Source organism: Kribbella catacumbae DSM 19601 (genome assembly GCF_000372465.1).
Taxonomy (GTDB): Bacteria; Actinomycetota; Actinomycetes; order Propionibacteriales; family Kribbellaceae; genus Kribbella; species Kribbella catacumbae.
The window spans coordinates 42,146-54,977 of record NZ_AQUZ01000030.1 but is presented as its reverse complement, the minus strand read 5'-3'; the positions used below and the strand labels follow the sequence as shown (position 1 = coordinate 54,977).

The following is a 12,832-nucleotide window of genomic DNA, read 5'->3' as shown; positions in this document are numbered from 1 at the left end:
CGTGCATCTCAGCCACCGGTGATCAGTTCGGCGACGGCGTCGACGCCCTCGCGGGTGCCGACCACGACGATCGTGTCCCCGGTCGCGAACCGGAAGTCGGGGGCCGGCGACGGGATCGCGCCGGTGCGGCGCAGGATGGCCACGATCGACGCGCCGGTCCGGCTACGCGCCTGGGTGTCGCCGAGCGTGCGGCCGGAGTACGGGGAGCGGCTGGTGATCGGGATCTGTTCGGTGACCAGGTCGATCTCGATGTCGCCGCGCAGCGGTTCGATCGGCGCGGGGATCAGCAACTGGCCGAGCGCGCTCGCCTCGGCCGGGTCGAGCGGCACGCTGCCGAGGCAACTGTCGTCGTCCTCCGGATCATGGAACCCCAGGAACCGCCGGCCGTCCGTGTGCACTACCACCGAGACGTGCTTGCCGCCGTCGGTGATGAGGTCGTACCGGGTGCCGATCCCGGGCAACGTCGTCCTGGTCGGGTGGTCCATGTCCGCTCCCCGCAATAGCTGGCGTCTGCAACCATTCTCCCGCATCGGCCAACTGGCTGGATGTGAGTTGGCTTGCAATCAGGTGCAGTGCAACTCGTTGCATAGATATGGTCGGCTCCATGGCCCTCGAACACGCGATTCTCGTCTCGCTGACCGAGCGCGCCGGGTCCGGTTACGAGCTGGCCCGGCGGTTCGACCGGTCGATCGGGTACTTCTGGCCGGCGACCCACCAGCAGATCTACCGGGTGCTGCGCCGGATGGACGACGCCGGCTGGGTCACTCACACCGATGTCGCCCAGGACGGCCGCCCGGACAAGAAGGTCTACGAGGTGTCGCCGGCCGGCCGCGACGAGCTGACCCGCTGGCTCGCCGAGCCCGTCGACCCGGCCATCCTGCGCGACGGTCTGGGCGTGAAGTTGCGCGGAGCCTCGCTGGGCGACACGGCCGCAGTACTGCGGGAAGTCGAGCGGCACCGGGCCGAGCACTCGACCCGGCTGGAGATCTATCGCGGCATCCAGCGCCGCGACTTCCCACAGAGCGATTCGTCGGGGGCGGACAAGCTCAACGGCCGCGAACTGCATCAGTACCTCGTACTGCGTGGCGGCGTCCGCGCGGAGGAGTCCTTCGTGGCCTGGTGCGACGAAGTCATTCAGGCGATGCGATCGGAAGGCACCCGATGAGCGAGTACCCGAACCTGCTGGCCCCGCTGGACCTCGGCCACGTCACATGTAAGAACCGCGTGATCATGGGCTCGATGCACACCGGCCTCGAGGACCGGGCCAAAGACCTGCCGAAGCTCGCCGCGTACTTCGCCGAGCGGGCCCGCGGCGGGGTCGGCCTGATCGTCACCGGTGGCTACGCGCCGAACCGGACCGGCTGGCTGACTCCCTTCGGCTCGAAGCTCAGCACTCGCCGGGAGGCTCGCGGGCATCGGATCGTCACCGATGCCGTGCATGCCGAGGGCGGGCTGATCGCCTTGCAGATCCTGCATGCTGGGCGCTACTCCTATCACCCGTTCAGCGTCTCGGCTTCGGCTCTGAAGGCGCCGATCAACCCGTTCAAGCCGCGGGCTCTGTCGGATCGCGGGGTGCGGCGGCAGATCGCGGCGTACGTCGACTGTGCGGCGCTGGCTCGTGAGGGCGGCTACGACGGCGTCGAGATCATGGGGTCCGAGGGCTACTTCATCAACCAGTTCCTGGCCGAGCGGACCAACAAGCGCAAGGACCGCTGGGGCGGCAGCGCGGAGAACCGGCGCCGGCTCGCGATCGAGATCGTCCGGGGCATCAGGCAACGAGTCGGGCCGGACATCCTGATCATCTACCGGCTCTCGATGGCCGACCTGGTCGAAGGCGGTCAGGACTGGGAAGAGGTCGTTGCGCTGGGCAAGGAGATCGAGGCGGCCGGCGCGTCGATCATCAACACCGGCATCGGCTGGCACGAGGCGCGGGTGCCGACCATCGTCACGTCGGTGCCGCGCGCGGCGTTCACCTCCATCACTGCGTCGTTCCGGCCGCACGTGAAGATCCCGGTGGTCACCTCGAACCGGATCAACCTGCCCCAGGTCGGCGAGGAGGTCCTGGCCCGCGGCGACGCCGACCTGATCAGCATGGCCCGCCCGTTCCTGGCCGACCCGGAATGGGTGCTCAAGGCAACTACCGATCGAGCCGACGAGATCAACGTCTGCATCGCCTGCAACCAGGCCTGCCTGGATCATGTCTTCGCCAAACGCAAGGCGAGCTGCATGGTGAATCCTCGTGCCGGTCGCGAGACCGAACTGGTGCTGCTGCCAACACGTCGTACCCGCCGGATCGCTGTGGTCGGTGCCGGGCCCGCGGGGTTGTCGGCGGCGGTGACGGCGGCTGAGCGCGGGCATGACGTCGAGCTGTTCGAGGCGGATGACGAGATCGGCGGGCAGTTCGGGATCGCGCGACGGATCCCCGGCAAGGAGGAGTTCGCCGAGACCATCCGGTACTACGAACGCCGCCTCGAGTTGACCGGTGTCAAGGTCCACCTCGGCCACCGGGCCATCGCGGCGGATCTCGAGGGCTTCGACGAGGTCATCCTCGCCACCGGCGTCGTCCCGCGGATCCCGTCCATCCCCGGCATCGACCACGAAAAGGTCCTCTCGTACGTCGACGTCGTCCGCCACGGCCGCCCGGTCGGGAAGTCCGTCGCGGTGATCGGCGCCGGCGGGATCGGCGTGGACGTCAGCGAGTTCCTCACCACCATCGACTCGCCGACCCTGGACCTCGCCGCCTGGAAGGCCGAATGGGGTGTCACCGATCCGCTCTCAGCACCTGGTGCCCTCGCCAAACCGCGCCCCGAACCATCACCCCGCCAGGTCTTCCTGCTCCAGCGCAAACCCGGCAAGATCGGCGCCGGACTCGGCAAGACCACCGGCTGGGTGCATCGCGCAGCCCTGAAAAACAAGGGCGTCGAGCAACTCCGGGGCGTCAACTACGAACGCATCGACGACGAAGGCCTCCACCTCACCTTCGGCCCCAAACACGAGAAGCCCCGCGTCCTGGCCGTCGACACCATCGTCATCTGCGCCGGCCAGGAATCAGTCCGCGACCTGGCCGCCAGCCTGACCGCCCCCGTCCACCTGATCGGCGGCGCCGACGTAGCCACCGAACTAGACGCCAAACGAGCCATCGCCCAAGGCACCCAACTCGCCGCCACCCTCTAAGAACAAGAACACGAACAAGAACGAGTACAAGAGCGAAGTGCAAGAGCAAGAGCGAAGTACAAGAGCAAGAGATAGATAGAGAGCTGAGGAGGCGCTGAGGCTGACCGTTGGCCTTGGGCTGAGAAGTAGGCGATGAGGCTGGCGGCATTCGGGCTGAGACTGCCTAAGGTTCAGGTCTCGGTGGCTCGGGTGGTGAAGACGGCGTCCGGGAGCATGAGTACGACGGTTGGGTTCGCGGACTCTTCGGCGAGCTGCTGGAGAGCGAGTTCTCGGTGTGGGGTGTCCAGGGCGAGTATGTAGCGCACAAGCGCTTCTCTGGCTTGTGCCTCCGTTGGGTAGGTCTCTCCAAGCCACACGGGAGGCCCAAGCGGCTTGTCGGCGCTGTAGTGCGCCCAGGTCCATCCAGTCTCAGCACTCACGCCCTACAACGTAGCCGCAGACAGTGGCGCGGAGCGCTCTCCGCATCGCCGCGGGCCGAGACCGGGTGCATCTGGCGGCAACTGGGCCCGGGGTGCTGCCGATCGCGTCGGTTGTCAGGCGTTGTCGGCCCAGGGGTCGAATGCGGCTGCCTCTTGGGGAGTGATCCAATTGGCGTCGCTGCTGAAGGGCCAGACCCGGTTGAGTGTGGGTGGTGCGTCGGCGTCGGCGTCGGCGGCGGTGGTGCAGGTGCCAGCGTCCGGCGGTGCGAGTGGTGCATCGACGGGTGGGCTGGGCGGTGTGGGTTTTCGGTGCCGACCTGGTGGTCGGTCGGCCCAGGTGGGGTGGGTGACCTGGACCTGGTTGTCGATGATCTGGATGGTCCAGTGGCCCTTGTGCAGGGCGGTGTGATGCACCCGGCACAACAAGACTAGGTTCGCGACGCTGGTGATGCCACCGTCGAGCCAGCTCGCCAGGTGATGCGCGTCGCAGTAGATCGGCGGGGCGCCGCATACGACACAGCCGCGGTCACGCTGGTTGAGGACGTTACGCAGGGCAGGGGTGACGAACCGGACCTCCCGCCCGACATCCAACGGCTGACTGTCCGAGCCCAGCACCACCGGGATGACGCCGGCGTCGCAGGCCAGGCGGCGCACCGCGCTCGCGGACAGGCCGTCACCGAAGACGAGGTCGCCGGTTGCGTTCTTCCCGGCGTTGATGAGGTCGTCCAGGTTGATGATGACGGTGATGTGCGGCTTGATGGCGCCCCGGCCAGGCAACTCACCCGAACCGGCAGCGATGTTCAGTACGTCGACCAGGGCATCGGCATGGCGTTTGCCACGCGACCGGGGATCAGGCTCACCGTCGGCGGCTTTGTGGGGTTTGGCGCCGGCTTGGATCAGGGTCTGGAACAGTTCGGCGTTCTCGGCGGCCAGATTGCCACCGAACCGGACACCGTCCTCAGTCTTCTTCAACCACAGGTCTTCCTTCTGGCGGGCGGCGTCTTCGCGGGGTTCGGGGCCGTCGGTGTCGAGGATGTTGCGGACCTGGACACCCATCGACCGCAGCTCGCTGGGACACATGCGCTGGGCTGCCTGAACCATCCGCTGCTCGGCCTCGATCAGGTCGTCGACCGGGACGTTCGCCGCCGCCGGGATCTGTTCGAGCGCGGACATGATCGCCTCGGCCTGCGCCGGGTGCAGCAGCATGCCCTCACCGCAACCGCCCGGCAACGCTGCCGCGACCGCGGAGTACTTCGGAAGCGCCTTGCCGAACCTGACCAGGCGAGCGGCCTCGGCCGGGTCCAGACGATACCGGTCGGCGATCAGCCGGGCGGTGTCGTGAGCACCGATCTCCTTGGCGTACCCGATCTCGTCCAGGCGAGCGATCACCTCCCGGCGGCGGGTCTCCCGCTCGGCGATCTCATCGTGCAGCTCGTCGAGAGTGGACAGCAGTTCGCTGCCACTCATCAACACCGCCGCACGAGCATCCATACAGCCAAGGCTAGACGGCGCCGCCGACAGTTTCTGGCCGCAAAGCCCTTGTCCACAAGGGGAAACAACACATCGCAGAATGACAGAAACGCAGTAAGATTACTGGGCTTGGCCAGCCGCAGACGGGGCTGCGCTCGCCTCGGGCCGGAATGGTCGCGCCGCCTTCTGTAGTCGGACTGTTGCTGATCGTGAGGCTGACACGGTTGGTTAGGTTAGGCTAGCCTTCGGGCCATGCGGGAATCTGTGGGGCTGGCCGGGGTAGGGCTCTGTCTCGGGTATCACGGCAAACAGGTGGTGGACGGCGCGTCGCTCGAGATCCCGGCGGCCGGCGTCACTGCTCTGGTTGGGCCGAACGGCAGCGGGAAGTCGACGCTGCTGCGTGCCCTCGCCCGGTTGCACAAGCCGGACGCGGGGGAGATCAGCTTCCCCGACGGCGAGTCCGCGCTCGCGTTGTCCTCGAAGGACTTCGCGCGCCGGGTGACCTTGCTCTCACAGTCCCGACCGACCCCGAACGGCGTCAGTGTCCGCGACGTCGTCGGCTACGGCCGGCACCCGTACCGCGGGCGCTGGCGGCACGACGACCCGGACGGCAACCGGGCCATCACCCACGCGATGGACGTCACCGGCGTCACCTCGATGGCTGAGCGGGCCGTGGACGAACTGTCCGGCGGTGAGCTCCAGCGCGTCTGGCTCGCCACCTGCCTGGCCCAGGACACCGGCGTCCTGCTGCTCGACGAGCCGACCACCTTTCTCGACCTGCGCTACCAGATCGAGATCCTCGACCTGATGCGCGATCTCGCCGACGACCACGGGGTTGCCGTCGGTGTTGTCCTGCACGACCTGAACCAGGCCGCCGCCGTGGCCGACCGGATCGCCCTGCTGGACAAGGGCAGGATCCGTGCAACCGGTACGCCGGCCGAAGTCCTGCAGGCGGATGCACTGTCCGAGACCTACGGGATCCGGATCGAGGTCAGTACCGACTCGAGCACCGGGCTGGTCAGCACCCAGCCCGTCGGCAAGCACCTGCAACGACCCACCCTCCAAACCAACTGAGGTCCTGATGAAACGAGTCACCGCCCTAGCAGCCGCCGCACTGGCCCTGGTGCTTACCGCCTGTGGCAGCAGCGAGAACGTCACCCCGGAGGCGAACAGGTCGGCTGCGGCCCAGCCGGTCTCCGTCACTGATGCGCGGAACAAGAAGATCGACCTCAAGGCGCCTGCAGCCAAGGTGGTCGGCCTGGAGTGGGGTGTCGTCGAGAGCCTGATCTCCCTCGGCGTGATGCCGGTCGGCGTCGCCGACACCAAGGGCTACAAGGCCTGGGTGACCGCGGAGAAGCTCGACGCGTCGGTCAAGGACGTCGGTACCCGCGGTGAGTCGAGTGTGGACGCGATCGTCGCGCTCAACCCCGACCTGATCATCACCACCACCGACGAGTCCGCCGCCACCATCGCGCAGATGGAGAAGGCCGCGCCGGTACTCGTCGTCCGGGGCGCGGACGCGAAGAACGCGATCCCGCAGATGCGGAAGAACTTCGAGCTGATCGGCCAGGCCGTCGGCAAGACCGAGCAGGCCAAGACCGCCCTCGCGGACTTCGACAAGAAGCTTGCCGACGGCAAGCAGAAGATCGCCGACGCGGGCAAGGGTGGTGCGGCGTACACGATGGCCGACGGGTACAAGGAAGGCAGCACGATCTCGATCCGGATGTACACCTCCGGCTCGCTGCTCGGCGCGGTCACGAACGAGCTGGGCATGAAGAACGCCTGGACCGGCGCCGGCGACCCGGACTACGGCCTGGCCTCGACCGACATCGAGGGCCTGACCAAGCTGAAGGACGGCGAGTTCCTCTACATCGCCAACACCGCCGACGGTGGTGACGTGTTCGGTGGCGACCTGGCCAAGAACGCGATCTGGAAGAACCTGCCGTTCGTGAAGAGCGGCAACGTGCACCGGCTCGCCGACGGCATCTGGATGTTCGGCGGCCCGAAGTCGACCGAGCAGTTCATCGACGCGACGGTGCAGGCAGTCACCTCTTGACCCAGCTGACCGCGGCGCGGCCCGACATCACCACCGCGCCGCTGGAGCCCGTACGCCGGGTGCGGGTGGCCGGCGTGTTCGTCATCGCGGTCGTCGCGGTGGTCGTGCTGGCCGCGGTCCACCTGACCCAGGGCACGTCCTCGGTGAACGCCGGGGACCTGCTCAGGCTGGCGATCGGCCAGGGCACGGACAACTCCGCGAACGTGCTCATCGCGTCGCGGCTGCCCCGGCTGCTGGCCGGAGTACTGGTCGGCCTGGCGCTGGGAGTTGCCGGCGCCGGGCTCCAGTCGCTGGCCAGGAACCCGCTTGCTTCGCCGGACACGCTCGGCGTGAACGCGGGTGCGTACCTGGCGGTCGTCGTGGTCGCGGCGTTCGGGATTTCGCTTCCGGTGCTGTCGTCGGGCGGTGTCGCGTTCCTGGGGGGCCTGGCGGCCGCAGTACTGGTACTGGGGTTGTCGGCTGGTGGCACTGCCGGCCCGACGCGGTTGATCCTGGCCGGGTCGGCGGTCGCGATGGCGTTGGCCGGGCTGACCACCTTGTTGCTGTTGCTGTATCGCGAAGAGACCATCGGCACCTTCGCGTGGGGGAGCGGGACGCTCGTCCAGACCGATCTTGAAGCCGTCAAGCAGATGGCGCCGGTCGTTGCCGTCGGCATCATCGGTGCGATGATGCTGGCGTCCAAGCTCGACATCCTTGCCCTGGGCGACGACACGGCCTCCGTGCTCGGCGTCCCGGTACGCCGGACGCGCATCTGGATCACCCTGGTGACCGTCCTGCTCTCGGCCGCGGCGGTCACCGTCGCCGGCCCGGTCGGCTTCGTCGGCCTCGTCGCGCCGGTACTCGTCCGGCTGATCGCGCCGCTGGTGCCCGGGCTGATGCGACACCGTGTGCTCCTGCCGCTGTCAGGGCTGGCAGGCATCCTGGTGGTGCTCTGCTCGGACGTCGTACTGCGGGCGATCCTGGGCGGCCAGGCCGGCGTGGAGATCCCGACCGGCATCATGACCATGCTCGTCGGCGCGATCGTGCTCGTCTGGCTGGCCCGCCGGTTCCGCGACTCGGGCCCGAGCCGTCAGGCAGCGGGCGGCACTGGCTCAGGACTGCGGAGCCTGCGCACGTTCTGGATCGTGACCGGCACGCTGGTCGTCCTGGCCGTTGGCGCACTCGTGTTCGGGATGCTCGCGGGGGACGCCTTCCTGCGTACCGGCGACATCACCAACTGGATCAGCGGCCGCTCCGGTCGCGCGATCACCTTCGTCCTCGACCAGCGCTTCCCGCGCGTGCTGTCGGCCATCCTCTGCGGCGCCGCGCTCGCGATCGCGGGCGCCACCGTGCAGGCCGTCTGCCGCAATCCGCTCGCCGAGCCGGGCATCCTCGGTATCACCGGCGGTGCCGGAGTTGGCGCCGTGATCGTCCTGATGGCCGTCCCGACGGCCGGGATCTGGCTCCTGTCCGGCGTCGCCGCAGCGGCCGCACTGGCCACCTTTGCGCTGGTCTACCTGGTCTCCTGGAGGGGTGGGCTCAGCTCGGACCGGCTGGTGCTGATCGGGGTCGGCGTCTCCTCGGCGACGACCGCGGTCATCACCTTCGTCATCGTCTACACCGACCCGTGGAACATCAGCCTGGCGATGACGTGGCTGTCCGGCAGCACGTACGGACGGACGTTGCCTCAGGTGATCCCGGTCGCGGTCGCGTTGCTGGTCCTCACACCGATCATCGTTCTCGCCCGCCGCGAGCTCGACCTGCTTTCGCTGGATGACGATGTACCGCGGATCCTCGGCGTGCGGCTGGAGCGCATGCGGCTGATCGCGCTAGCCTGCGCTGCCCTGATGACGGCCGCCGCGGTCTCGGCGATCGGGGTGGTCGGCTTCGTCGGCCTGGTCGCTCCCCATGCAGCCCGTGCGCTGGTGGGTGGACGCCATGCCCGGCTGCTCCCGGTCGCGGCGCTGCTGGGCGCAGTACTGGTCAGTGTCGCGGACAGCCTCGGCCGTACGCTGCTGGCTCCCGCGCAGATCCCGGCGGGGCTGCTGACCGCCATGATCGGTGCCCCGTACTTCGTCTATCTGCTCTGGCGGACGCGCGCGGTAAAACTCTGAACGATCCGGGAAAACAGGTCGCGAGCGGCGGCTTCACGCGGTGTTCATTCAGTGAACATCGGCTGGTGGATTCTCCGGTGGTTGCTGATTGTGCTCGGGCGGTTACTTTGCTCTCACTAGAGCCTGGTCCTCCTACCGCCCCGAGGTGGAATCATGAGCGTGCTGAAAAGACCGTCCCGGCGTACTGCGATCGCTGTCCTCGTCACCGGCGGTCTGCTGACCACCGTCGCCACTGTCTCGTACGGCGATGACGCGCGGCCGGCCGCCGCGTCGATGCAACTCCAGCAGCAGGACACGATCGTCGCGGGTGAGCAACTGCAGCTCGCTGAGAGCGGCGCCAAGACGGTCGTGGTCGCTGCGGTCGCTGCCAAGGCCGGCGCGAGCCAGCAGGTCTGTGCGGCCGCGGACTCTCGGTGGGTTCGAGTTCGCTTCAAGGAACTGGCTCTGAGCGGCAAGGACACGGTCACCGTCACGGGTTCCCGCGGTGGCAGTTACACGCTCAAGGCAACGAACTGGCAAGGAAAGGCCTTCTACACCAGGGCTTTCCAGGGCAACTGTGTGACGGTGAAGCCGAGCTTCGCTTCGCCCGCCAGCAACTACCGGATCGACGCCTACCAGGCAGGAGTCGCGGCGACCGTCACAGTCGCGGCTGCTGGTGACATCTGCGGCTCGGCCTGCAACCAGACTCGGCCGGTCGTGGAGAACATGAACCCGGTCGCCGTGATCACCGCCGGCGACAACGCGTACGACAGTGGCACGCTGTCGGAGTTCAACACCAAGTACAACCCGCAGTGGGGTGTCTTCAAGAGCAAGACCTACCCGTCGGCGGGCAACCACGAGTACTACACCTCCGGTGCCAAGGGATACTTCGACTACTTCAACGGCGTCGGCCAGAACACCGGACGGGCTGGGGAACGGGGTAAGGGCTACTACAGCTATGACGTCGGCGACTGGCACTTCATCGCGCTGAACTCGAACATCTCCAAAACCTCCACGAGCACTCAGGTCCAGTGGCTGCGCGCCGACCTGGCCGCGAGCACGAAGCCTTGTACCGCGGCCTACTGGCACCACTCGCGCTTTGCCGCGGGCAACTACAGCGACAACACCTCGGTGCAGCCGTTCTTCCAGGCGCTCTACGACTACAAGGCGGACCTGGTGGTCAGCGGGCACGACCACAACTACATCCGGTTCGCGCCGTCGAAGCCGGATGGCACCAAGGACACGGTGAACGGAGTACGGCAGCTGCTGATCGGTACCGGCGGCAAGTCCCTGTACGGCTCCGGTGGCACCACCCGCGCGACGATCGAGAAGAAGGAGTACAACACCTTCGGCGTCGGCAAACTCACCCTGACGGCCACCGGCTACACGGCCGACTTCGTACCCGTAGCGGGCCGGACCTTCACGGACACGGTCCAAGGCACCTGCCACCCCAAGTGATGTACCTCTCCAGCACGCGGGCGGCAGACACCGCCCGCACCGCTGATCTGAAGACACCTACCATCGGGCGGAGTGTGTCCGGGACGGTTGTCGCCCTCGGCTTGGTGAGCTTGGTGACCGACGCCTCGGCTGAGATGGTCACGGCGATCCTGCCGCTCTATCTGATGTACGGGCTCGGGCTCGGCTTCCTGCAACTGGGTGCGCTTGATGCGCTCTACACGGGCGCGACAGCGCTCCTCCGCCTAGCCGGCGGCCACGTGGCCGACCGGCTGGGCCGACCCAAGGCAGTCGCTATCGCCGGATACAGCCTGTCCGCAGTGACGAAGCTCGGACTCCCCGCCGTCGGTGGATCGCTGTCCGGCCTAAGCTCAGTGATCGCAGTCGACCGTGCCGGCAAGGGCATCCGTACTGCGCCCCGCGACGCACTCATCTCGCTCTCCACACCAGTCGAGGATCTCGGCCGAGCATTCGGCGTCCACCGAGCCCTCGACACAGCGGGCGCGCTACTCGGCCCGCTGCTCGGATTCGCGATCATCGCCGCGATCCCGGGCGGCTACGACGTCGTCTTCAGTACGAGCTTCTGCCTAGCCGCGATCGGCGTACTGATCCTCGTCTTCTTCGTCAGGCAGCCTCCAACCCGCGTCAGCCGGGCGGCGGTCAGCGTCCGGGCCGCACTCAAGGCTGCCACCGCGCCAGAGCTCCGTCGTTTGATGATGGCAGCGGGCCTGCTCGGCCTGGTCACCGTCGGCGACATGTTCCTGTACTTCTCGGTGCAACGCACGGCCGGCCTACCACCGGCCGTGCTTCCACTGTTGCCACTCGGTACCGCGCTGACGTTCATGCTGGCCGCCATCCCGTTCGGACGACTCGCCGACCGGATCGGCCGGTGGAAGCTGTTCCTCCTCGGGCATGGGTTGTTGCTAGCTGCGTATCTACTGATTGCCTCCGACATCGAAGGCCGACTAGTTGCCGCTGCGGTCTTGCTACTCCACGGACTCTTCTACGCAGCAAGCGACGGCGTACTAATGGCGTACGCCGGCCCGCTGATCCCGGCGCCCTTGCGTGCAACGGGAATGGCCGTGGTCCAGACCGCGCAGGCTGTGACTCGCGCCATCGGCGCCTTGGCCTTCGGAGCGATGGCAGCCCTGGTCCAACCGACTCTGACCTTCGCGCTGTTCGCGATCGCCCTCGCTGCAGCAATCGCCACCGGCGCTTGGCTCTGCCGTCCAGGGGCAGCCCGATGAGCCGCAGCAGAATTGTTGCCGGTATCACCTTGATTGCGGTGTTTGTTGCTGCGGGCATCGGCTACCTCGGCTGGCGAGTGGCGACCACGCAGTCGGCGGCGGCGCAGACCGGAGTACAGCTCGATCGGCCGGACACGATGCTGTACGTCGAACCTGGAACGAATCGGGTCCGGCAAGTCCGTGGCGATGCCGTCGTGGGCACGGGGCCAGCGTGTCAGCGGGTCTACGCGAGCGGTGGAACAATGGCGTGCCTACGCGCTACCGCAGTACCGATGGCATCGGAAGTCGATCTCATCGACACGACTGGGAAGGTGCTCAAAACCCTGCAATTGTGGGGGAATCCGAGTCGAGTCAGGGTCTCTCCGTCGGGCAAGCTGGCCGCCTGGACGGTGTTCCGATCGGGCGACAGCTACCTGGCGGCCGGTGCGTTCTCGACAACCGCCGGCATCTACGACCTGCGGAGTGGAACGCACTATGGCTCGCTCGAGGATTTCACGGCGTACGTCGACGGGCGGCCGTATCGGTCGGTGGATGTGAACTACTGGGGCGTGACGTTCGCGGCCGACGACGCCAGGTTCTACGCGACGATGGCGTCGAAGGGGAAGACCTGGCTGGTACGCGGCGACCTGGCCAACCGGAGTCTCACGGCGCTGCGCGAGAACGTCGAGTGCCCGTCGCTGTCGCCGGATGGGTCTCGGATCGCCTACAAGTTCAGAACAGGCAAGACCTGGCGGCTGCACGTGCTCACGGTGGCCACCGGTGCTGACATCGCGCTGGCCGAGACGAGTCACATCGATGACCAGCCTGCGTGGCTAGCCGACGACACGGTTGCTTATGGCAAGCAAGATGACGGGCAGCCGGGCGTTTTCGCAGTACCGGCTGATGGGAGTGGGCAGCCGCGCAAGCTGGTAGCTGGTTCGTCACCGGCGGCCTGGTAGC

General features: G+C 67.4%; 11 protein-coding genes. 8 read left to right on the top strand and 3 right to left on the bottom strand.

The genetic code is table 11. From position 1 onward, the window contains the following. Positions 1-8: 8 nt before the first annotated feature. A complete protein-coding gene (locus A3ES_RS0127570) occupies positions 9-485 on the bottom strand; it encodes a cation:proton antiporter regulatory subunit (protein WP_020390072.1) in 477 nt (158 codons plus the stop codon). 119 nt (positions 486-604) lie between these two features. Between A3ES_RS0127570 and A3ES_RS0127565 the strand changes: the two genes are divergently transcribed. Beyond that, the gene (locus A3ES_RS0127565; protein WP_026163252.1) at positions 605-1,165 is read left to right on the top strand and encodes a PadR family transcriptional regulator; all 561 of its coding nucleotides are present in this window, start codon (positions 605-607) and stop codon (positions 1,163-1,165) included. After that, positions 1,162-3,174 (top strand): NADPH-dependent 2,4-dienoyl-CoA reductase, encoded by a 2,013-nt coding sequence (locus tag A3ES_RS0127560; protein WP_020390070.1) that lies wholly within the window; start codon positions 1,162-1,164, stop codon positions 3,172-3,174. The genes A3ES_RS0127565 and A3ES_RS0127560 overlap by 4 nt, the downstream gene beginning before the upstream one ends. A 170-nt stretch (positions 3,175-3,344) precedes the next feature. On the opposite strand, the gene A3ES_RS56805 is transcribed toward A3ES_RS0127560, so the two are convergent. Both A3ES_RS56805 and A3ES_RS0127550 read right to left on the bottom strand, forming a co-directional pair. Beyond that, positions 3,345-3,479, bottom strand: coding sequence for a hypothetical protein (locus A3ES_RS56805; protein ID WP_020390069.1), 135 nt, complete (start codon positions 3,477-3,479; stop codon positions 3,345-3,347). A 228-nt stretch (positions 3,480-3,707) separates the two neighbouring features. Beyond that, positions 3,708-5,084: an HNH endonuclease signature motif containing protein gene (locus tag A3ES_RS0127550; RefSeq protein ID WP_237745067.1), complete on the bottom strand. Its 1,377-nt coding sequence runs from the start codon at positions 5,082-5,084 to the stop codon at positions 3,708-3,710. A gap of 231 nt (positions 5,085-5,315) precedes the next feature. On the opposite strand from A3ES_RS0127550, the gene A3ES_RS0127545 reads away from it, so the two are divergent. The 6 genes from A3ES_RS0127545 (at position 5,316) to A3ES_RS0127520 (ending at position 12,831) form a co-directional block, all read left to right on the top strand. Then, positions 5,316-6,137, top strand: coding sequence for an ABC transporter ATP-binding protein (locus A3ES_RS0127545; protein WP_026163251.1), 822 nt, complete (start codon positions 5,316-5,318; stop codon positions 6,135-6,137). A 7-nt stretch (positions 6,138-6,144) separates the two neighbouring features. Further along, positions 6,145-7,119 carry an ABC transporter substrate-binding protein gene (locus A3ES_RS0127540; protein ID WP_020390066.1) on the top strand — a complete coding sequence of 325 codons (975 nt, stop codon included), beginning with the start codon at positions 6,145-6,147 and terminating at the stop codon, positions 7,117-7,119. Beyond that, positions 7,116-9,212 (top strand): iron ABC transporter permease, encoded by a 2,097-nt coding sequence (locus A3ES_RS0127535; protein ID WP_020390065.1) that lies wholly within the window; start codon positions 7,116-7,118, stop codon positions 9,210-9,212. Before A3ES_RS0127540 ends, A3ES_RS0127535 begins: the two co-directional genes overlap by 4 nt. Positions 9,213-9,365: 153 nt before the next feature. Next, positions 9,366-10,649 carry a metallophosphoesterase family protein gene (locus A3ES_RS51605; RefSeq protein WP_020390064.1) on the top strand — a complete coding sequence of 428 codons (1,284 nt, stop codon included), beginning with the start codon at positions 9,366-9,368 and terminating at the stop codon, positions 10,647-10,649. Continuing rightward, the gene (locus A3ES_RS0127525) at positions 10,649-11,893 is read left to right on the top strand and encodes an MFS transporter (protein ID WP_020390063.1); all 1,245 of its coding nucleotides are present in this window, start codon (positions 10,649-10,651) and stop codon (positions 11,891-11,893) included. The genes A3ES_RS51605 and A3ES_RS0127525 overlap by 1 nt, the downstream gene beginning before the upstream one ends. Then, positions 11,890-12,831 carry a PD40 domain-containing protein gene (locus tag A3ES_RS0127520; protein ID WP_040455737.1) on the top strand — a complete coding sequence of 314 codons (942 nt, stop codon included), beginning with the start codon at positions 11,890-11,892 and terminating at the stop codon, positions 12,829-12,831. The genes A3ES_RS0127525 and A3ES_RS0127520 overlap by 4 nt, the downstream gene beginning before the upstream one ends. Position 12,832: the final 1 nt, after the last annotated feature.

Excerpts from the sequence above, each read along its gene's own strand:
- A3ES_RS0127525 (WP_020390063.1), top strand. The coding sequence starts at position 10,649 with ATGTACCTCTCCAGCACGCGGGCGGCAGACACCGCCCGCACCGCTGAT.
- A3ES_RS0127560 (WP_020390070.1), top strand. The coding sequence starts at position 1,162 with ATGAGCGAGTACCCGAACCTGCTGGCCCCGCTGGACCTCGGCCACGTC.
- A3ES_RS0127545 (WP_026163251.1), top strand. The coding sequence starts at position 5,316 with ATGCGGGAATCTGTGGGGCTGGCCGGGGTAGGGCTCTGTCTCGGGTAT.
- A3ES_RS0127540 (WP_020390066.1), top strand. The coding sequence starts at position 6,145 with ATGAAACGAGTCACCGCCCTAGCAGCCGCCGCACTGGCCCTGGTGCTT.
- A3ES_RS0127570 (WP_020390072.1), bottom strand. The coding sequence starts at position 485 with ATGGACCACCCGACCAGGACGACGTTGCCCGGGATCGGCACCCGGTAC.
- A3ES_RS0127565 (WP_026163252.1), top strand. The coding sequence starts at position 605 with ATGGCCCTCGAACACGCGATTCTCGTCTCGCTGACCGAGCGCGCCGGG.
- A3ES_RS51605 (WP_020390064.1), top strand. The coding sequence starts at position 9,366 with ATGAGCGTGCTGAAAAGACCGTCCCGGCGTACTGCGATCGCTGTCCTC.
- A3ES_RS0127520 (WP_040455737.1), top strand. The coding sequence starts at position 11,890 with ATGAGCCGCAGCAGAATTGTTGCCGGTATCACCTTGATTGCGGTGTTT.
- A3ES_RS0127550 (WP_237745067.1), bottom strand. The coding sequence starts at position 5,084 with ATGGATGCTCGTGCGGCGGTGTTGATGAGTGGCAGCGAACTGCTGTCC.